This is a genomic window from Methylobacterium amylolyticum, assembly GCF_030700245.1.
Classification (GTDB): domain Bacteria; phylum Pseudomonadota; class Alphaproteobacteria; order Rhizobiales; family Beijerinckiaceae; genus Methylobacterium.
The window spans coordinates 1-18,127 of record NZ_JAUYZI010000010.1; the positions used below are offsets into that span (position 1 = coordinate 1).

At 74.6% G+C, this 18,127-nt stretch carries 18 protein-coding genes; 7 read left to right on the plus strand and 11 right to left on the minus strand.

Annotation, left to right across the window (positions count from 1 at the left end):
- Positions 1-207 precede the first annotated feature (207 nt).
- The 3 genes from Q8W71_RS09310 to Q8W71_RS09320 all read left to right on the plus strand — a co-directional run bounded on the left by Q8W71_RS09310 (position 208) and on the right by Q8W71_RS09320 (position 2,113).
- Complete coding sequence (locus Q8W71_RS09310) at positions 208-1,146, plus strand: IS110 family RNA-guided transposase (protein WP_305524427.1); 939 nt, start codon at positions 208-210, stop codon at positions 1,144-1,146.
- A 138-nt stretch (positions 1,147-1,284) separates the two neighbouring features.
- Positions 1,285-1,743, plus strand: a complete 459-nt coding sequence (locus Q8W71_RS09315) for a hypothetical protein (protein WP_305525075.1) — start codon at positions 1,285-1,287, stop codon at positions 1,741-1,743.
- A gap of 133 nt (positions 1,744-1,876) precedes the next feature.
- Positions 1,877-2,113: a hypothetical protein gene (locus Q8W71_RS09320; protein WP_305525076.1), complete on the plus strand. Its 237-nt coding sequence runs from the start codon at positions 1,877-1,879 to the stop codon at positions 2,111-2,113.
- Positions 2,114-2,242: 129 nt separating this feature from the next.
- Here the strand turns inward: Q8W71_RS09320 and Q8W71_RS09325 are convergent, their stop codons facing one another.
- The 4 genes from Q8W71_RS09325 to Q8W71_RS09340 all read right to left on the minus strand — a co-directional run bounded on the left by Q8W71_RS09325 (position 2,243) and on the right by Q8W71_RS09340 (position 6,782).
- Positions 2,243-3,382 (minus strand): GNAT family N-acetyltransferase, encoded by a 1,140-nt coding sequence (locus tag Q8W71_RS09325; protein WP_305525077.1) that lies wholly within the window; start codon positions 3,380-3,382, stop codon positions 2,243-2,245.
- Positions 3,379-4,716 (minus strand): lipopolysaccharide biosynthesis protein, encoded by a 1,338-nt coding sequence (locus Q8W71_RS09330; protein ID WP_305525078.1) that lies wholly within the window; start codon positions 4,714-4,716, stop codon positions 3,379-3,381. Before Q8W71_RS09330 ends, Q8W71_RS09325 begins: the two co-directional genes overlap by 4 nt.
- Positions 4,717-4,782: 66 nt before the next feature.
- On the minus strand, positions 4,783-5,691 hold the full coding sequence (locus tag Q8W71_RS09335) for an SGNH/GDSL hydrolase family protein (RefSeq protein ID WP_305525079.1): 909 nt from the start codon (positions 5,689-5,691) through the stop codon (positions 4,783-4,785).
- Positions 5,691-6,782 carry an OpgC family protein gene (locus Q8W71_RS09340; RefSeq protein ID WP_305525080.1) on the minus strand — a complete coding sequence of 364 codons (1,092 nt, stop codon included), beginning with the start codon at positions 6,780-6,782 and terminating at the stop codon, positions 5,691-5,693. Before Q8W71_RS09340 ends, Q8W71_RS09335 begins: the two co-directional genes overlap by 1 nt.
- Before the next feature lie 168 nt (positions 6,783-6,950).
- Here Q8W71_RS09340 and Q8W71_RS09345 point away from each other — a divergent pair, with 168 nt between their 5' ends.
- Positions 6,951-7,250: a hypothetical protein gene (locus Q8W71_RS09345; RefSeq protein WP_305525081.1), complete on the plus strand. Its 300-nt coding sequence runs from the start codon at positions 6,951-6,953 to the stop codon at positions 7,248-7,250.
- Positions 7,251-7,389: 139 nt separating this feature from the next.
- Here the strand turns inward: Q8W71_RS09345 and Q8W71_RS09350 are convergent, their stop codons facing one another.
- From Q8W71_RS09350 to rfbC, 5 genes are all read right to left on the minus strand, one after another.
- Complete coding sequence (locus Q8W71_RS09350; protein WP_305525082.1) at positions 7,390-8,196, minus strand: hypothetical protein; 807 nt, start codon at positions 8,194-8,196, stop codon at positions 7,390-7,392.
- A gap of 245 nt (positions 8,197-8,441) precedes the next feature.
- Positions 8,442-9,332: a glucose-1-phosphate thymidylyltransferase RfbA gene (gene rfbA / locus Q8W71_RS09355; RefSeq protein WP_305525083.1), complete on the minus strand. Its 891-nt coding sequence runs from the start codon at positions 9,330-9,332 to the stop codon at positions 8,442-8,444.
- A complete protein-coding gene (gene rfbD, locus Q8W71_RS09360; RefSeq protein ID WP_305525084.1) occupies positions 9,329-10,231 on the minus strand; it encodes a dTDP-4-dehydrorhamnose reductase in 903 nt (300 codons plus the stop codon). The genes rfbA and rfbD overlap by 4 nt, the downstream gene beginning before the upstream one ends.
- A complete protein-coding gene (rfbB, locus tag Q8W71_RS09365; RefSeq protein WP_305525085.1) occupies positions 10,231-11,286 on the minus strand; it encodes a dTDP-glucose 4,6-dehydratase in 1,056 nt (351 codons plus the stop codon). Before rfbB ends, rfbD begins: the two co-directional genes overlap by 1 nt.
- Positions 11,287-11,397: 111 nt before the next feature.
- Positions 11,398-11,949 carry a dTDP-4-dehydrorhamnose 3,5-epimerase gene (gene rfbC / locus Q8W71_RS09370; protein WP_305525086.1) on the minus strand — a complete coding sequence of 184 codons (552 nt, stop codon included), beginning with the start codon at positions 11,947-11,949 and terminating at the stop codon, positions 11,398-11,400.
- Between the two features lie 116 nt (positions 11,950-12,065).
- Here rfbC and Q8W71_RS09375 point away from each other — a divergent pair, with 116 nt between their 5' ends.
- Positions 12,066-12,992, plus strand: a complete 927-nt coding sequence (locus Q8W71_RS09375; RefSeq protein ID WP_305525087.1) for a DUF6925 family protein — start codon at positions 12,066-12,068, stop codon at positions 12,990-12,992.
- A gap of 9 nt (positions 12,993-13,001) precedes the next feature.
- Positions 13,002-14,117 (plus strand): D-alanine--D-alanine ligase family protein, encoded by a 1,116-nt coding sequence (locus Q8W71_RS09380; RefSeq protein ID WP_305525088.1) that lies wholly within the window; start codon positions 13,002-13,004, stop codon positions 14,115-14,117.
- A gap of 19 nt (positions 14,118-14,136) precedes the next feature.
- Here the strand turns inward: Q8W71_RS09380 and Q8W71_RS09385 are convergent, their stop codons facing one another.
- Positions 14,137-14,760, minus strand: a complete 624-nt coding sequence (locus Q8W71_RS09385; protein WP_305525089.1) for an antibiotic biosynthesis monooxygenase family protein — start codon at positions 14,758-14,760, stop codon at positions 14,137-14,139.
- 121 nt (positions 14,761-14,881) lie between these two features.
- On the opposite strand from Q8W71_RS09385, the gene Q8W71_RS09390 reads away from it, so the two are divergent.
- Positions 14,882-15,574 (plus strand): ArsR/SmtB family transcription factor, encoded by a 693-nt coding sequence (locus Q8W71_RS09390; RefSeq protein WP_305525090.1) that lies wholly within the window; start codon positions 14,882-14,884, stop codon positions 15,572-15,574.
- 75 nt (positions 15,575-15,649) lie between these two features.
- Here Q8W71_RS09390 and Q8W71_RS09395 read toward each other — a convergent pair whose 3' ends face one another.
- The gene (locus tag Q8W71_RS09395) at positions 15,650-17,965 is read right to left on the minus strand and encodes a sensor histidine kinase (protein ID WP_305525091.1); all 2,316 of its coding nucleotides are present in this window, start codon (positions 17,963-17,965) and stop codon (positions 15,650-15,652) included.
- Positions 17,966-18,127 lie beyond the last annotated feature (162 nt).

The window sequence follows — 18,127 nt, forward strand, 5'->3', positions numbered from 1 at the left end:
GCCACCCTTGTATCTAGGAGGCGGCCCTGTGATGTGCTGAGATTGGGGCTGCGCCGGGTGGGGTGGCCACCCCACCCGGCGCGCGGCGTTTGGCGCCCGCCCACCCTCCGGCCACAACCGTGGGAGAGCTTTGGGACCGAACGCCGCCTCGTCACGCACGACCGGACAGTCGCTCGATTGCCGCTCGCATGGACAAGGCAGGTCACCGTGACACGCATCCTCTGTGGCGTCGACATCGGCGCCGACACCCTGGTCGCCCGCCTGGGCCGGGACGGGCCCGAACACACCTGCCGCAACACGCCGGAGGGTCTGGCCGACCTCGTCGCCTTCTGCCGGACGCATCGGGTCGACGTGGTGGCCATGGAAGCCACCGGCGGCTACGAGCGCTTGGCGTTCGGCCTGCTCTGGGGCGAGGGCCTCGCCTGCGCGCTGCTCAACCCGCGCGCCGTGCGCCGGTTCGCCGAGGGTATGGGCGTGCTGGAGAAGACCGACCGGATCGATGCTGGGCTGATCGCTTGGTACGCGCAGGTCAAGGCTGTCCGGCCCACCCCGCTCGCCTCGGCGGCGCAGGCCCGGCTGACCGCCCTGGTGACCCGCCTGCGCCAGCTCACCGCGCTCAAGGTCAGCCAGAGCAACCAAGCCCGTCTCGTCACCGATCCGGACGCCCTGGCCTCGTTCGCGCCCATCCTGGCCGCGGTCGCGGCGCAGACCCGGCGCCTGGAGGCGCTGATCGCCGAAGCGCTCGCCGCCGACCCGCTCTGGGCGGCGCTGGAGGCCGAGTTCCGCACGATCAAGGGCGTGGCGGGCCGCACGGTGGCGCTGCTCATGGCCGAGATGCCCGAGATCGGCACGCTCTCGGGCAAGGCGGCGGCCAAGCTCGCCGGCCTCGCCCCCCTGGCCAACGACAGCGGACGCCGCACCGGCCCGCGGCCGATCCGGGCCGGGCGCGCGAGCGTGCGCGGCATCCTGTTCGTGGTGGCCGAGATCGTCCGCCGCCATGAACCGGACTTCCAAGCCTTCCATCAGCGGTTGAGCCAAGCCGGCAAGCCCAAGAAGGTCATCCGCGTCGCCCTCGCCCACAAGCTGCTCGTGCGCCTCAACGCAAAAGCCCGAGATCTCCGTGCCGCTCTGCCCCAACCCGCTTGACACCCCAGACAGTCGCTCCCCCGCAGAGGGGGGAGGGACGCCGCGCGGGTCGGGCACGGGTTGCCGGCGTCGTGGCGCCCGGGGCGGGAGCGCGCTAGGATAGCCGCTTGCGGGGTGCGCGGACCGGGGGAGGCGCGGATGCGGAGCCTGTCGATCACGGAGGCGCCGGCGGCCGGTGCGGCCCGGCCCGGCCTCGCGCGTCCCAACCTCGCGCGCGCCAACCCAGCGCGCTCCTGGCTCACCGGCCTCACCGCCCTGGCGCTCCTCGCCGCCGGGGCCGTCGCGGTGCGGGCGCCGGCCGTCGCCGTCGATCCGGACCTCGCCCGGGTGATCCGGGCCATGGCGCTGATCAAGGGCGGCTTCGCCCTGGTCGCCCTCGCCGGGGCGTGGTGGCGGCTGGCGCGCCCGGCGGCGGCGTGGCGCACGGCCGTCTACGTCGCCGGACCGCCGCTGATGGCCGCGGGGGCGGTCGCGCTGTGGTCGCTGCACGGGTTCGGCGTCGCGGCGCTCGGCCTGCATCTCGGGCTGTTCGCCCTGCTCGCCGCGGCGCTGACCGATCCCGGCTTCCTCGACGGGGTGTCCCGGCGCCGGATCTAGGGTTTGAACTCAAGCCGCTTGGCCGATGGCACGTCAGCGGCGGGTGGGGAACGGGCTTTGGCGCGGCTGCCAAAACCGGATGTGCAGCGTTTGACCCGTTGCGGACCTACGAGTCCGATGGTTCGATGCCGCGATGAGCCACGAAATCTACCGCATGATTCGGCTTCTGGAAGCCAACAAGGTCCACTTCGAGTTGAGCCGCCACCGGCCCGACAGCCTCATGCTCACGGCGACGCTGGTTGGCGAGCGGATCGAGATCGACGTGTTCGAGGACGGCCACGTTGAATACTCTCGGTTCCGTGGGAACGAGGATGTGGAAGACGACGTGCCCCTGCTCGAAGCGCTGCTGCGCGAGCATGGGGAAGAGTAGCTGCACTTCCGCATCCCACCCAACCCGGTCGCAGGTCTCCGCCTCAGCGACAGCCCGCAGGCGGACATGCCCAGGGCTCGCGGAGAATCGAAACCGGGCCTTCGCGGCGAGGCCGAAGGCGTTCGGCCCCTAGCGACGGCGCAGCGCCCGGCGGGCCGCGGCCCGGGCCTCCCCCTCGAACCGGGCGAGGCGCAGGCGCCGCTCCAGCGAGACCGTCCGCCCCGCACCCGGTGGCAGGGCGATCAGCTCGGCGACGGGCGTGCGCTCCCGGTAGAGGCTCTCCAGGGCCGAGCCCGCGAGCGTCGCCGCGTCGAGCCGGTCGGCGAAGGCGTCGGCGTGGCAGGCCCGGACGATTTCTGCTTCCAGCAGCAGGCCGGGGGCGTGGGCGCGCAGGGCCTCGTCGTAGGCGGTCTTCAGGAGCGTGGCGGTGCCGCCGGCCACCAGGGCGAGGCTGACCGCGATCGGCCGGCCGTCCAGGGTCAGCGCGTCGGCGCGGGCGCCGACCGGGCCGGGGGCGTCGCCGAACAGGGCCCGGGCCAGCGCCGCGGTCTCGGGCCGGCAGGCCATGGCGGTGCCGGCCGCGCCCTTCCAGCCCGCCTGCTCCAGGACGAGGAACGCCTCCACCAGGGCGGCCAGCGCCGGTCCCCCGGTCGCGGCGACGTGCTCCAGCGCGCCGGCCTCGCCGAGGCGGCGGGCGCGGCGGCGCAGGTCCTTGAGGCGGCCCCGGTGCGGGTGGCCGGCGAGGAAGGCGTCGTGGTCGGCGCGGCGGTCGAGCACCGGCCGCTCGAAGGCGGCGACCGCGCCCAGCGCCCAGCCGCGGGCGCGCAGGGCGGCGAGCAGGCCCGGCGCGGCGCCCTCCTGCGTCGGCAGGAGCGGCCAGCGCCACCCCCGCCCGCCCGAGGCCGCCTCCAGGCCCTCGGCGAGAGCGTCGAAGTGGGCATTCAGGAGGGCGGGATCGTCCCCGGCGACGAGGGGCGCCGTGGCGGTGACGAAGGGCGACAGCCACGGCCGCGCCACGCGGCCGCCGAGCGCGGTCACGTCCCGCCGCAGGGTGAACGGCAGCAGCGCCGCCAGCCGCCCGTCGCGCCGGACCGTCACGCAGCGCAGGTCGGCCGGCAGCAGCCCCGCCGCCCGGTGGGCGTCCAGCACGCGGGGGGCGTAGAACGGGTGGGGCGCGCGGGCGCGGGCGAACAGGTCCTCCCACGCCCCGGCCTCCGGGAGGGGGCCGACCGTCGCGGCGTCGGTCCGGGCGAGGCGGGCGGCGGTCATCGGGCTCCGGACCAGACGGGGGTGGACAGGCCGTGGCGGCGGCCGGCGAGGCGGGCGAGGAGCGCCGCCCGGGCCACGGTCGCCGCCGCGATGCCCAGGGCGGCGCCCGGCGGCCCGAGCGGCGGCACCAGGACGAGGCAGAGCGCGCCCGCGAGCACCAGCATCGCGGCGGTGACGGCGGCGCAGTGCCCCTCGCCGCCGAGCATGGTCAGGAGATCCTCCCCCGGTCCGAACAGGCTGGCCCCGACCGCCCCGGCGACGAGCAGACACAGGACCGGCGCGGCGGCGGCCCAGTCGGCCCCGAACAGCGCCAGCAGCACCGGGCTGGCAGCCAGCACGCCGAGGCCGACCAGCGCGGTCGCCGCCGCCGTCAGCCGCCCCTGCCGGCGCACCAGGGCAGCGAGCCCCGGCCGGTCGCCCGCGGCCTCGGCGGCGCTGTAGCGCTGGAGGGTGGCGGCGCTCGCGGCGTAGTGGACGAACACCACGAATTGCACGATCCGCGTGGCGGCGAAGTACAGGCCGAGCTCGGCCGGGCTCACCAGGGCGCCGAGCACGATCACGTCGATGAAGCCGAAGCCGGCATTGGCGAGGTCGATCCCAGCGATCGGCAGGCCGGTGCCGAGCCAGCGCCGCCAGCGGTAGCGGTGCAGCCCGGGCGGCAGCCGCTCGCGCAGCCGCGCGGCGAGCAGCCGGGCCTGGAGCGCGGTGGCGAGGCCGGCGGCGGCGAGCAGGCAGGCCATCGCCGTCGCGGGCTCCGGCGGCGCCCCGAGCAGCACGGCCGCGACGAGCGCGGCCATCATCGCGGTCTGGCGCACGAGGTAGGGGGGCGCGATCGCGAGCCCGACCCAGTCCTGGCTGCGCGCCACCCCCTCCAGGTAGTCCTGGAGGGCGAAGAGCGGCAGCACGCAGGCCGCCACGAGCACCGGCGCCCGGTAGGCCGGCGCCAGCAGCTCCGGCTCCAGCAGCACCAGGGCGATCCCGAGGCCGGCCACGGCGCAGGCCGCGCCGCCGGTGACGAGGGCGCCGGCCCGGAGGTAGCCGCGGGCGTGGTCGAGGTCGCCGCGGGCCTGGTCCCCGGGCAGGAAGCGGCAGGCGCCCTGGCTGAGGCCGAGCGTCAGGCTGTGGCCGAGCAGCGCCGTCCACACCCAGACCGCGGCGAACACCCCGTAGGCGTCCCAGCCCATCAGCCGCGCGGCCAGCACCTGCCCGCCGTAGGCGAAGCCGGCCGCGCCGACCCGGATCGCGAACACCGTGAGGGCGGCCCGCCCCGGCCCGGCGCGCGAGGCGCGCAGCAGGCGATCGAGGGCCGTTGCCGGGAGGGCCGACGCCGCCAACGCGCGCTCCGCCAGAGGCGCGGGACGGCCGGGTCTCCGGCCGCGCCGCGCGGGTGAGGGCCCGGTCTAGCCCGGGGCGCGTTGCGGGGCGGTTAAGGCGGGATCGGCCTTGCCGGGATCAGCCTTGCCGGGATCAGCCTTGCCGGGATCGGGTCTGGACGGATCGGCCTTCGCGGGACCGGCGGGCTCGGCCTGGAGCGCGGTGGCGACCGTGAGCGCCACGTGCTCGGCCATGCAGCGCAGGCCGAGGTCGTTGAGGCGGAACTGGCGCCCGAGCATGTGGCCGTCGGCCCCGCCGCTGCGGCCGGCGAGGTAGCGCAGGGCCTCGAAGCGCTGCACCAGCGGCACCCGCTCGCGGGCGGCGACCTCGCGCACGACCGCGACGATGCGGTTGTAGTCCGCGTCCCCCGCGACGCTCGCGGTGTAGAGCGGATCGACCAGCACCACGTCGATCCCGTGCGACTTGAGCCACGCCACCGCCTCGTCGAGGGCGGCGGCGAAGGCGTCGGGATCGACCCGGGCCATGGCGTCGTGGGTGCCGACCTGCCAGACGACGAGGTCCGGCTCCACGTCGGCCACGAGGCTGTGGAGGCGCTCGGCCGCGCCCGAGGCGATCTCGCCGGGCAGGCCGCGGTGCTCGATCAGCACGTCGGCCTTCGGCAGGTTCGCCTCCAGCGCCGCCTCCAGCTTGACCGGGTAGGAGGCCGAGGCGCCGGGCGCCGCGCTGCCGCCCACCGCCAGCACCTTCAGCGGCCGGCCGGCCTTGAGCGCCGCCCGGACCGCCGGCAGCGGCGCCACGGTGTAGAGCTGGCCGGTCGGCACCCGGCATTCCGGCGACAGGGCGGCCTCGCCGGAGGCCGGCTGCTGCGCCGCCGCCGGCGCGGCGAGCAGCGCGGCCGCGGCGGCGAGCGCCCGCAGGGCCCGCGCGGGGGGGCCGGTCCGGGCGGCGGGACGGCGGGCGTCCGGGACCCGCATCAGGTCCGCGGAGCCTTCTTGCGGGTGCGCCATTCGACGAACCATGCGGTGAACCCCAGGCCGAACAGGCCGGCGCCGGCGACCAGCACGTCGATCAGCGGGCCGCCACCGGTCTGGAAACGCACGAGCTGCCCGACCAGGCTCAGGATCGAGCCCATGGAGAACACGGCCAGGGAATTTCTGCCCAGCCCGGCCAGATAGTCAACGATTCGTCCCATCCGGGGGGCGATCAATGCGTAGACCGGCGCGAAGGCGAGCAGCATCCCCAGGAAATGCACCAGCCGGGCGGGGGTCAGGTAGGTCTTCTCGAAGGTGAACAGCAGGCGCGGCTCGGGCACGACCAGGGGATCGGGGCGGATGCCCTTCACCGCGAGCACGATCCCGAGGACGACGACGAGGATTCCGACCGGCGTCAGGCGTCGCGACCAGCGGCGCAGGGTGCCGGTCTGCCGGTTCCAGTCCTCCAGCACGAAGCCCAGCACCAGCAGCAACTGCCAGCACAGCGGATCGAAGAACCAGCCGCCCTCGCCCGGCCAGGACGGCAGGTTCCACTCGAACACGAGGCTCGCGAGGTAGAGGCCGCCCGACAGCGCCAGCGCCCCGACCCGGCTGATCCGCCCCGCCAGCACGAAGACCGGGGCGATGCCGATCAGCACCACGTAGAGCGGCAGGATGTTGAAGAAGCCGAGCTGGTAGGTCAGCAGCGCCATGCCGCAGACCGACTGGATCGGGTCGGCGAAGAAGCCGCCCGCGTTGTGCCATTCGAGGATCAGCGGGTTGTCGAGCACGAGCGCCGCCCCGGCGATCAGCGCGAGCGCCAGCAGCATCACGGTGAGTTGCGCCCGGTAGACCTCGACGGTGCGGGCGAGCAGCCGCACCACGCTGCGGCCGCCGGGCTCGGGGGTGCCGTCGCGCCCGCGGGTGGCGATGCCGATCGACCAGCCGGCCAGGAACACGAACAGCTCGGCCGCGTCCGAGATGCCGTACTGCGAGAAGGTGTAGCGCTCGAACGTGTTGCCCGGGATGTGGTTGATGAAGATCGTCACCAGGGCGAAGCCGCGCCAGAAGTCGATCGCGTTGGCTTCCCGCATGGGGGCGGCGGCTCCGGGCTCTCGTCCAGGTTCGGGGATTCCGCGCACTGATACGGCGCCCCGCCCGGTCTGCAAAGGCGACCGCACGCAGCGGGGGCGCGAACCCGGCGATCACGTCCGCGTTAGGTCGATACAGGAATCCGCCCCGGCACAGGAGCCCGCGCCGCCATGATCCGCCCGAGCACGACCCGTCCGAGCCTGACCCGCCTCGCCGGAATCCTCGCCCTGCCGGTCCTGATGCCGCTCGCGCCCTCGGCCGCCTCGGCCCAGGCCGCCGTCACCGGCACCGGCGGCGGCCCGGCCTCCACGATCTACGCGCCGAACACCTCCTCGGTCGGCCAGACCATGCCGCCGGCCGGGGCCGCCGGAGCCGCCACCGCGGGCGCGAACCGCGAGGCGCGCACCGCGCAGCAGAAGGAGGCCGACAAGATCACGCAGGGCATCTGCATCGGCTGCGCGCCGAAATAGGCCGCGTCCGACGGCGGTCGCTCGGACGGAGGGGGGCTGCCGGCCCGCGCCGGGTCGCGCCCCGACCCCGCGCAACGCGCGGCGCCCGCCGAACCGATCGCCGATCCCGGTCTCTCAGGCTCGCGGCGACACGGTCCCCTCAGTGGGCCGCCGCGCGCATCTCCGCGGTCTGCGCCCTGATCTGCGACAGCCGGCCCTGAAGCTGATCGGGATTGTTCCCGTAGAGTTGCGGCAGGGCGAAGATCGCCCCCGGCCGCGTCGCGGCGTCGGGCTCGATCCGGTCCAGTTCGGTGCGCACCCGCGCCACCTGATCCCGGATGGAGCGGAGGCTGGCCTCACCGCAGGGGAACGGCTGGGACCAGCGGAAGCGGTTCCGGCTGCTGGCGGCGACGGCCTGCTGCCGGGCGGCGTCGTTCTCGGCGCAGGCGGGCGCGATGTCCCGCATCACCGCCTCGACCTGCTCCACGCTCCGCTGCACCGCCTGCCGGCGCTCCTCGAAGTCGCGGATCGTCTTGGCCCGGGCCTCCTGCGCCTTGCGCTCCTGCTCCGCGCGCTGCGCCGCGAGCCGGGCTTCGGCGGCCGTCCGGTAGGCCTGCTCCAGCCGGGCGTGCAGGGCGGCGACGCGCTCGCCGGCCTTCGACGATTCCAGATCGGCCAGGGTGAAGCCCATCGGGTTGCGGACCGGATCGTTCAGCCGCTCCTGCAAGCTGCGGCGGCAACCGGTCCGCAGGGCGCCGAGCATCTCCGCCGGGGCGTCCTTGTAGATCGCGGCGTCGAGGCCGCCGATCAGGCGCACGCAATCCAGCGTCTGCCGGGTGATGCGCGCCTCCTCGGCCTCGCCGCCGAACATCCGCGTGCGATCCGCGAACAGGGCGGTGAGCTGGTCGTCGCCGGTATCGACCACCTTGTCGCCGCAGCCCGCGAGGGCCAGCAGGGCGAGCGACACCACGACGGTTCCGGCCCTCGCGACCGACCGGAACGGCCGGAGGCGGGATCTGCTCCGGAGCTGCGAGCGCCTCACGTCATTTTGCCGTTCTCGTTCCGACCGTGGCCGGACGCCCCGCGAGGGGCCGGCCGACGGCCCACCTGCCCGCACGCTACCGATGCGGCGCGCGAACGGCCACCCCCGGATAGGCATGCAACCGGACTTTTTTCATACCGCTTTCCGATTGCATCCCCGGGCAGCCGGCCTCAGAACGGGCCGCCCGGCCCCTCGTCCCCGCGGGCGAGCCGCAGCAGGTTCCGCCCGTAGGCGGTCTTGGCGAACATCTCGCCGCGCGCCGCGAGCTGCTCGCGGCCGATGAAGCCCTGGAGGTAGGCGATCTCCTCCAGGCAGGCGACCTGGAGCCCCTGCCGGTGCTGGAGGGTGCGCACGAACTCGGAAGCCTCCAGCAGGCTGTCGTGCGTGCCGGTGTCGAGCCACGCGTAACCGCGGCCCATGCGCTCGACGTAGAGCTGGCCGCGTTCGAGATAGGCCTCGTTGACGCTGGTGATCTCCAGTTCGCCCCGGGGCGAGGGCTTCACCGCGGCGGCGATGTCGAGCACCTGATTGTCGTAGAAGTACAGGCCGGTCACCGCCCAGGTGGATTCCGGCTTCTGCGGCTTCTCGACGATCTTCGTCGCGCGGCCGGCCTTGTCGAGGCTGACCACGCCGTAGGCCTGCGGGTTCTCGACGTGGTAGGCGAACACCGTCGCCCCCTGCTTGCGGGCCGCGGCGCGCTCCAGCAGGTCGCCCATGCCGGCGCCGAAGAACAGGTTGTCGCCGAGGATCAGCGCCACGTCGTCCTCGCCCACGAAGGAACGCCCGATCACGAAGGCCTGCGCGAGGCCCTCCGGCCGCGGCTGCACCGCGTAGGAGAACGCCACGCCGAACTGCTCGCCGGTGCCGAACAGGCGCTTGTAGTTGTCGAGGTGCTCGGGGCTGGAGATGATCAGGATCTCCCGGATGCCGGCGAGCATCAGCACCGACACGGGGTAGTAGATCATCGGCTTGTCGTAGACCGGCAGGAGCTGCTTGTTGATCGACAGCGTGGCCGGGTGCAGGCGGGTGCCGGAGCCGCCGGCCAGGACGATGCCCTTCATCGTGAGGTCTCCGCTGCGACGGGCCCGATCAGCCGGTCGAGGATGTCGTCGAGCGCCGCCTCCCAGGACCGCGGCGTCAGCCCGTAGGCGTCCGTCAGGCTCGCGGTCGAGAGGCGCGAGTTGGCCGGCCGCCGGGCCGGCGTCGGGTAGGCGCTGGTGGGGATGCCGTCCACGGGCACGGAGCGGCCGCCGCGGCGGGCGGCGCCCGCCACGATCGCCCGGGCGAAGCCGCACCACGTGGTCGCGCCGGCATTGACGCAGTGGAAGGTGCCGGTCGGCGCCGCCTCGTCCCCGGCCATCCGGAGCGCCACCGTCGCGAGGGCGGCGGCGAGGTCGGCGGCCGAGGTCGGGCAGCCGTGCTGGTCGTCGACCACGGTGAGCCTGTCGCGCTCCTGCGAGAGGCGCAGCATCGTCTTGACGAAGTTGCCCCGGTGCGGGCTCACCACCCAGGCGGTGCGCAGGATCGCGTGGCGCGGGTTGCCGACCCGGACCGCGAGTTCCCCGGCCGCCTTGCTGGCGCCGTAGACGCTCTGCGGGTCGATGGGCTCGTCCGGCTCGTAGGCGCCGTCCGGCTTCGCGCCGTCGAACACGTAGTCCGTCGAGACGTGCACCAGCGGGATCTTCCTGGCTCTGGTCTCGGCGGCGAGGATCGCGGGGGCGAGCGCGTTGAGGCGCCACGCCTCCGCGGCCTCGCTCTCGGCCTTGTCGACCGCCGTGTAGGCCGCGGTGTTGATCACCGCGCCGTAGGGGCGCTCGCCGAGCGCGGCGGCGACCGCCCCGGCGTCGGCGATGTCGAGATCGCCCCGGGACGGCGCGTGGGCGCTCACCCCCGCGGGCCAGGACAGGGCCCGCAGCTCGGTGCCGACCTGGCCGCCGCCGCCGAGGATCAGGACGTCCATCAGCCGGCCGCCTTCAGCCCGAGGCGCTCGCCCTTGTAGCGGCCCTCGCGGATCGGGCGCCACCACGCCTCGTTGCCGAGATACCAGCGCACCGTCTCGGTCAGCGCGTCCTCGAAGACCTTCTGCGGCCGCCAGCCGAGCTCGCGCTCGGCCTTGGTGCAGTCGATGGCGTAGCGCTGGTCGTGGCCCGGCCGGTCGGCGACGAAGGTGATCAGCCGCTCGTGCGGGCCGGCCTCCGGCCGCAGCCGGTCGAAGGCGGCGCAGAGCGCCTTGACCACGCTGAGGTTGTTGCGCACCGCGCGGCCGCCGAGCAGGTAGGTCTGCCCGATCCGCCCGCGCTCCAGCACGGCGACGAGGCCCTTGGCGTGGTCCTCCACGTGGATCCAGTCGCGCTCGTTCATCCCGTCGCCGTAGACCGGCAGGTTCCGGCCCTCCAGCGCGTTGAGGATCATCAGCGGGATCAGCTTTTCCGGGAAGTGGCGCGGGCCGTAATTGTTCGAGCAGTTGGTGACCAGCACCGGCAGGCCGTAGGTCTCGTGCCACGCCCGGGCGAGGTGGTCGGAGGCCGCCTTCGAGGCCGAGTAGGGCGAGCGCGGGTCGTAGCGGCTGTCCTCGGTGAAGAAGCCGTCCGGCGGCAACGAGCCGTAGACCTCGTCGGTCGACACGTGCAGGAACCGGAACTCCTTCTTCTCCGCCTCCGGCAGGGCGGCGTGGAGCTCGCGCGCGGCGTCGAGCATGACCTGCGTGCCGATGACGTTGGTGCGCACGAAGGCGCCCGGATCGGTGATCGAGCGGTCGACGTGGCTCTCGGCGGCCAGATGCATCACCGCCTGCGGCCGGAACTCCGCGAAGGTCCCCCGCACCGCGTCGCGGTCGCAGATGTCGACCTCGGCGAGGCGGTGGCGGCCGCTGTCCTTCAGCGGCTCCAGCGAGACGGGGTTGGCCGCGTAGGTCAGGGCGTCGAGGGTGCAGACCTCGTGGCCGAGGTCGCGCACGAGGTGCAGCACCAGCGCAGAGCCGATGAAGCCGCAGCCCCCGGTCACCAGTATCCGCATCGCGCCAACCCCCTCAGATCCTCGATGCCGGGCCCCGGCCATCGGTCGGGCGCGCCGACGCGCCGTGACACCGGGCTCAATACCGCTTCGCGTGACGAAAATGCGGCCCGGTCAGAATTGCGGCCCGATCTCGGAGAGCAGCGGCGCGCGCCGGTCCTTGTCGGACAGGATCGCCTCGCCCTCCGCGACCGGCCAGTCGATGCCGATCCCGGGATCGTCCCAGCGGATCGCCCGGTCGTGGGCCGGGCTGTAATAGGCGTCGACCTTGTAGGCGACCATCACGTCGGGGGTCAGGGTGCAGAAGCCGTGGGCGAAGCCGTGCGGGATCAGCAGTTGCTCGCCGCCCTCCGCGTCGAGCCGCACGGCGACGTGCTGCCCGTAGGTCGGCGAGTCCCGCCGGATGTCGACCGCCACGTCGAGGATCGCCCCCTGGAGCACGCGGATCAGCTTGGCCTGGGCCTGCGGGGCGATCTGGAAGTGCAGGCCGCGGATCGTGCCCTGCGGGGCGGAGAAGGACTGGTTGTCCTGCACGAAGCTCGTGGTGATGCCCGCCCGCTCCAGCACGTCGGCCCGGTAGGTCTCGGAGAACCAGCCGCGCGCGTCGCCCAGGCGCTTCGGCACGAGGCGCTTGACCGCCGGGATCCGCGTATCGATCACGTCCATGGGCGACCTCGGGTTGGTCCCGCGCGGAGCGGGAACCGACAGGATGGCCCGGGGCTTCCGGTCAATCGCCGCCCGTGTCAAGCCGCGGGACGGGCTGTTCGAGGGGCGTGACGAGGATGGAACCCGCGCCCCGCGCCGCCGTCGAGGGCCTGCTGCGCGCGCACCTCGCCGATCCCGCCAGCGCCTGGAGCCTCGGCGTCTACGGGGCGGTCGCGGCGTTCGCGCGCGGCCCGGACGAGCCGGGCGTGCCCCTCGAAGACGGCCGCCTCGGGCTCGCCACCGCCCGCGGCGCCCTCGCGCTCACACCGGACGTGACGCCCTTCGCCTACGAGACCGGCTTCACCGGCGGCTGGAGCCAGGCGGTCGCCCTGTGCCTGCCGGCGGCGGCCTGCGCGAGGGCGGGGCGGAGCGTGGTCACCGAACTCGGGCCCGACGCCGAGGCCGCGCGGCCGCAGGAGCGGGACGCGATCCTGTTCGATCTCGGCCTCGGGCTCGGGGCGGTCGACGCCTGCCTGCGCAGCCGCGATCCCGGCGTCCTCACGCGGCTGCGCGCCGCCTGCGGGCGGCCGCTCTTCGCCGGGCCCCTGCCCGCGGACCTGCCGGCGCTGAGCCCGCACCGGGTGTTCCGCGCGCCGGTCGGCCGGATCGAGGTGTTCACCCCGATCCCGTCGCCGGGTGGGCGCACCCCGGACGGACCGCACACCCACGTCCTGCCCCGGCTGCTGCGGTCCGGGCGGACCCACGCGGCCACCGCGCCGATCCCGCCGGGCCTCGTGCCCGTCGCCGCCCTGCACCCGCCCCATCCGTGCCGGGACGCGGGCGGGCGGCCGGCGCCGTTCGACCCCGCGCGCCACGCCGCCTTCGGCCGCCTGCTGGACGCCTGGGGCGACCCGGCCCTCGTCGCCCTGCGCCGCGCGGTGCTCGCCGGCCGCGCGCCGGAGGCCGTGGCGGGCCGCTCCGCCCGCTCGGCCGTCCGCGCGGCGCGGGCACAGGTCGCGGCGCGTGGTCTGGCGGCGATGGGCGCGCGGGCGGGCGCGTGCTAGAGGGGCCGCATGACTGACAAGATTCGCGTCGCCGTCCTCTACGGCGGCAGGTCCGGCGAGCACGAGGTGTCGCTGCAATCGGCGGCCTCGGTGATCCGCCACCTCGACCGGACCCGGTTCGAGGTGATCCCCGTCAGCATCGACAAGGCCGGCCGCTGGCAGTGGAACGACCTGAGCCTGATCGAGGCGCGGGGCGGCCCGGCGCTGGCGATCGCCGAGGACGCCCCGGAGATCCGGCTGGCGCCGCGCCCGGGCGGGGAGGGCGGCCTGCTGCCGGTCGCCGGCGGGTCCGGCCCCGGGGCGGTCGACGTGGTGTTCCCCGTCCTGCACGGCCCGCTCTGCGAGGACGGCACCGTGCAGGGCCTCCTGGAACTCGCCGAGGTCGCCTATGTCGGGTCGGGGGTGCTGGCCTCGGCGGTCAGCATGGACAAGGACATCGCCAAGCGGCTGGCCGCGCTCGCCGGCATCCCGGTGGCGCCCTACCACGCGCTGACCCGGCAGGCCTTCGCCCGCGACCCCGCGGCGGCGGCCGCGCGCGCGCGCGAGGGGCTGACGCTGCCGGTCTTCGTCAAGCCCTGCAACATGGGCTCCAGCGTCGGCGTCCATAAGGTCAAGGCCTGGGACGCGCTGGAGGCGGCGCTCGCCGACGCCTTCCAGTACGACCTCAAGGTGCTGGTCGAGCAGGGGATCGACGCCCGCGAGATCGAGGTCGCGGTGCTGGAGGGCGAGCCGCTGCACGTCAGCCTCGCGAGCGAGCTGAACCCGAGCCCGCACCACGATTTCTACTCCTACGAGGCGAAGTACCTCGACCCCGACGGCGCCACCGTCGACCTGCCGGCGCGGCTCGAACCGGCCGAGATGGACCGGGTGCGCGGCCTCGCCGCCGAGGCCTTCGCGGCGCTCGAATGCAGCGGGCTCGCCCGGGTCGACTTCTTCCTCGACCGGCAGGGCGGCGGGTTCTTCTTCAACGAGATCAACACGCTGCCGGGCTTCACGGCGATCAGCATGTACCCGAAGATGATGGAAGCCTCGGGCGTGCCCTATCCGGCGCTGCTGTCCCGGCTGATCGACCTCGCCCTCGAACGCCACCGGCTGCGCCACGGGCTGAAGCGGGAGCGGCTGTAGCCGGCTCCCTCGGGCGCGGTCACGGCCGCACCTGCGCGGGCGGAGCGTCGGGAAAATACTGCGGCGCCTCGCGGCGGTCGCGCAGGGCGTAGTCGCGGATGACCCGCACCGTGCGGTGGCCCGCCGCCCCCTCGGGCCGGCAGGCGCCCGCCGCCTCCGCGTCGGTCCAGCCGCACAGCCGCATCAGGCGGCCGGGGGTGGTCAGGCTCTCGAAGAGATCCTGAGCGATGAGGCCCGGGGCCTCCGGATCCGGCCCGGGCGCGCCCTCCCACACGGTCAGGGTGCAGGCTTTCGCCGCGCCGGCCTCGGTGGCGTCGAAGCGCTGCTGGGGGAGGGCGCCGGGGGGCAGGTTCTCGTCCGCCGTCACCTCGCCGACCCGCAGTCGGTAATCGGCGAACACCTCGGCGCGGCCCCGCCCCTGGACGAGGTGGTGGCCGGCATGCGTGCGCCAGCGGATCACCGCCTTCTCGTCGCGCCACGTCGAGTGGGACAGGACCCAGCCCGGCCGGGTCCGGCTCGCGAAGCGCTCGTTGTCGAGGAAGCCGTCGATGCCCTCCAGTTCGGGCCGCAGCGCCCGCGCGTGCCCGAGGTAGGCGTCCCGCTGCCCCTGCGCGGGGCAGACTTCGAAGATGACGGAGAACATGGCGCGACCCTCCCGCCCCCGGAGAGTGGCGCCGCGCGGACCTCCCGTCGAGGCGGGACGCTTCGGCCGCGGCCGAAGCGTTCGTGCGCGGATCCCCGGCGGCCGGTGTTACCCTCGCTTCATGGAACGGACCTTCGAACGGCACGGGCACGGGCTCGCGCGCACCGCCGCCCTGGTCGGGGACCCGGCGCGGGCGAACATGCTCGCCGCCCTCCTCGACGGGCGGGCGCTCACCGCCACGGAACTCGCCTTCGCCGCGGGGGTGAGCCCGGCCACCGCCAGCGGCCACCTCGCCAAGCTCGTCGAGGGCCGCCTGCTCGGGCTCGCGCGCCAGGGGCGCCACCGCTACTTCCGCCTCGCCGGGCCGGAGGTGGGCCGCCTGCTGGAGAGCCTGCTGGTGGTGGCGGACGCGCCACCGCCGCGCCGCGCCGGGCCCCGCCTCGGGCCGGACCTGCGCGCCGCCCGGACCTGCTACGACCACCTCGCCGGCCGTCTGGGGGTGGCGCTCGCCGACGCGCTGGCGGAGCGCGGCGCGGTGCGGCTCGGCGAGGACGGCGGCGCGGTCACTCCGTCCGGGGCGGCGCTGCTCGCCGGGTTCGGGATCGACGGGCGGGCGCCGGGCCGCCGGCCGTACTGCCGGCCCTGCCTCGACTGGAGCGAGCGGCGGCCGCACCTCGCCGGCGCGCTCGGCGCGGCGCTGTGCACCCGCTGCCTCGATCTCGGCTGGATCGCCCGCGTGCCCGACAGCCGGGCGGTGCAGGTCACCGAGACCGGCCAGCTCGGCTTCTTCGAGACGTTCGGCGTGCGCGCCTGAAAACGGGGTCTCGAACGGGCGGCGCCCCAGCCCTGCGGGAACCCTGAGGGTCCGGGCCGATCGCGCGGGCCCGGCTCAGGCCGCGGTGCGGGTCTCGCCGCGCCAGCCGTTACCGTCCCCGGTCCGCGCAGCGATCCGCCGGAGCCCCTCCGCGGTCGGCGCGGGCAGGCGCACCAGCACCACCGTGCCGGCGTTCTCCTCGGAGCGGATGCGCAGGCGGCCGCCGTGCAATTCGGCCATGGAGCGGGCGATGGCGAGCCCGAGCCCGGAGCCCTTGTGGCTGCGGGTCATCTGGGTCTCGACCTGGGTGAACGGCCGGCCGAGGCGGGGCAGGGCCTGGCGCGGGATGCCGATGCCGCTGTCGGCGACGAACAGGTGGACGCTCTCGCCCGCCCGCCGCGCCCGCACGGCGATGCGCCCCTGCGCCGGGGTGAACTTCACCGCGTTCTGGAGCAGGTTGACGAGGATCTGCTGCACCGCGCGCTCGTCGGCCAGGAGTTCGACGCCCGGGTCGACATCGACCGCGACCGCGATGCCCTTGGCCCGCGCCGCCTCGGACACGAGCTTGAGGGCGCCCGCCACCGCGTTCTGGACGACGATCGGGCGCGGGCTGAGCCGGACGCGCCGCGCTTCGAGCCGGGCCATGTCGAGGATGTCGTCGATCATCGTGAGCAGGTAGGCGCCGCTCTCGCGGATGTCGCGGCAATACTCGGCGTAGCGCGGGGTGCCGAGCGGCCCCAGCACCTCGTTCTCCATCACGTCGGCGAAGCCGATGATGGCGTTGAGCGGGGTGCGCAGCTCGTGGCTCATGTTGGCCAGGAACTCGGATTTCGACTGGTTGGCGGATTCGGCCGCCGCCTTCTGGTCGAGGTAGCGCTCGGCGAGGTCGGCGAGCTGCTGCGTCTGCAATTCCAGGGTGCGCCGGGAGCGCTTGAGGTCCTTGACCGTCTCGATCAGCTCCCGCTCCGAGGCGACGAGCTGCTCCTGGTGGCGCTTGAGGCTGGTGATGTCGGTGCCGACCGAGACGTAGCCGCCGTCCTTGGTGCGCCGCTCGCTGATCTGGAGCCAGCGGCCGTCGGCGAGTTCCGCCTCGAAGGTCCGCGCGGTGGCCGCCCCGGTCTCCGGCGACTCGCGCCGGATCTGCGGCAGCACGCCCCGGCCCATCACGTCGACGTAGCGCCGGCCGGACTGCGCGTCCTCGGAACTCAGCGCGTGGAGGCGGCGGAACTTCGAGTTGCACAGCACCAGCCGGTTGCCCTGGTCCCAGAGCACGAATGCCTCGGAGATCGCCTCGACCGCGTCGCGCAGGCGCATGTCGGCGGCGGCGCTGGTCTCCTCCAGGGCGCGCTGCTCGGTGATGTCGACGGCGAGCCCGACGAGATGGCGGCCGCCGTCGAGCCCGTCCGGCACCACCTCGGCGCGGGTGCGCAGCCAGAGATAGGATCCGTCGGCGCCGCGCACGCGGAACGCGTGGTCGATGCAGGTCTGGTTGGCGGCCAAGCCCCGGGCGAGGCTGTAGAGGTCGCCGTCGTCGGGATGGACCAGGGCGTTCACCGCCCCGAAGGAGAGGTACGCGTTCTGCCGCCGGTAGCCAAGCAGGGCGTACATCGAGTCCGACCAGTAGATGCGCCCGCGGGCGATGTCCCAGTCCCACAGGCCGCAGGCGCCCCGGCGCAGGGCCGTCTCCAGGCGCAAGCGGATCTGCTCGCAGGCCCGGTCGGCGTTGGCCGCCTGACGGCTCTGGAGCCCGTAGGCGAGGCCGACCCCGACGATCACCAGCGCCGCCGCGCCGACGAGCACGATCTGGTCGCGGGTCCGGGCGTTCCAGCCCCGCATCAGCGGGTCGAGGGGCTGCAGCACCGCGACCTGGCCGTTGCCGCCGGGCAGGCCGTGCATCGCCGCCAGGACCCGCTCGCCGCCGGGCAGGTCGAGGGTCATCGCCCCGGCGCGCTCGCCGAGGCCGGACAGCGCCTCGCTCTCGCCGAGCACGTCCGCCAGGGTCGCCCCCGCGGGCAGGCTCGGATGGGCGGCGGCGACGCGCGCGTCCGGCGCGACGAGCAGCAGGCGGCGGCCGGGACTGTGGGTGCTGTCGGGCAACAGCCTCCGCAGGGCGGCCTCGTCGGCCTCGGCCGGGAGCGCCCGCGCGGCGAGGCGGGCGAAGCTCTCGACTTCGGCCGCGGCCCCGCCGAGGATCTCGGCCCGCTGGCCGCGGATGTGCAGGGTGGCGAGCCCGACGAGGCAGGCCAGGAACACGGACAGGATGCCCGGTACCGCGTAGCGCAGCCAGCGCTCCGCCTGACCGAGCCGCGGATCCCGGCCCCGCGCCGGCCACGAGGCGGCCAGACTCGAATCCGCACGCGCGGAGAGGGAAGCGGAACCCGCCTCCGGCATGTCGGACCTCGCCGTGGGAGAATCGATCGGTGGGAGGCGCCGCCCGCCCTCCGAATCTGATTGAATTCAACCACCCCGGGCGGGTGCTTGTCCACGGGTTTTTTACCCTGCGCGGTTAACGGCGATCGGGTGTGGTACCCCGATCGGAGGCATCCTTTTCAG

What these genes read in the sequence shown, in the direction of transcription:
- Q8W71_RS09315 (WP_305525075.1), top strand. Translation starts at nt 1,285, where the DNA reads ATGCGGAGCCTGTCGATCACGGAGGCGCCGGCGGCCGGTGCGGCCCGG.
- Q8W71_RS09320 (WP_305525076.1), top strand. Translation starts at nt 1,877, where the DNA reads ATGAGCCACGAAATCTACCGCATGATTCGGCTTCTGGAAGCCAACAAG.
- Q8W71_RS09325 (WP_305525077.1), bottom strand. Translation starts at nt 3,382, where the DNA reads ATGACCGCCGCCCGCCTCGCCCGGACCGACGCCGCGACGGTCGGCCCC.
- Q8W71_RS09335 (WP_305525079.1), bottom strand. Translation starts at nt 5,691, where the DNA reads ATGCGGGTCCCGGACGCCCGCCGTCCCGCCGCCCGGACCGGCCCCCCC.
- Q8W71_RS09340 (WP_305525080.1), bottom strand. Translation starts at nt 6,782, where the DNA reads ATGCGGGAAGCCAACGCGATCGACTTCTGGCGCGGCTTCGCCCTGGTG.
- Q8W71_RS09345 (WP_305525081.1), top strand. Translation starts at nt 6,951, where the DNA reads ATGATCCGCCCGAGCACGACCCGTCCGAGCCTGACCCGCCTCGCCGGA.
- rfbA (WP_305525083.1), bottom strand. Translation starts at nt 9,332, where the DNA reads ATGAAGGGCATCGTCCTGGCCGGCGGCTCCGGCACCCGCCTGCACCCG.
- rfbD (WP_305525084.1), bottom strand. Translation starts at nt 10,231, where the DNA reads ATGGACGTCCTGATCCTCGGCGGCGGCGGCCAGGTCGGCACCGAGCTG.
- rfbB (WP_305525085.1), bottom strand. Translation starts at nt 11,286, where the DNA reads ATGCGGATACTGGTGACCGGGGGCTGCGGCTTCATCGGCTCTGCGCTG.
- rfbC (WP_305525086.1), bottom strand. Translation starts at nt 11,949, where the DNA reads ATGGACGTGATCGATACGCGGATCCCGGCGGTCAAGCGCCTCGTGCCG.
- Q8W71_RS09375 (WP_305525087.1), top strand. Translation starts at nt 12,066, where the DNA reads ATGGAACCCGCGCCCCGCGCCGCCGTCGAGGGCCTGCTGCGCGCGCAC.
- Q8W71_RS09380 (WP_305525088.1), top strand. Translation starts at nt 13,002, where the DNA reads ATGACTGACAAGATTCGCGTCGCCGTCCTCTACGGCGGCAGGTCCGGC.
- Q8W71_RS09385 (WP_305525089.1), bottom strand. Translation starts at nt 14,760, where the DNA reads ATGTTCTCCGTCATCTTCGAAGTCTGCCCCGCGCAGGGGCAGCGGGAC.
- Q8W71_RS09390 (WP_305525090.1), top strand. Translation starts at nt 14,882, where the DNA reads ATGGAACGGACCTTCGAACGGCACGGGCACGGGCTCGCGCGCACCGCC.
- Q8W71_RS09395 (WP_305525091.1), bottom strand. Translation starts at nt 17,965, where the DNA reads ATGCCGGAGGCGGGTTCCGCTTCCCTCTCCGCGCGTGCGGATTCGAGT.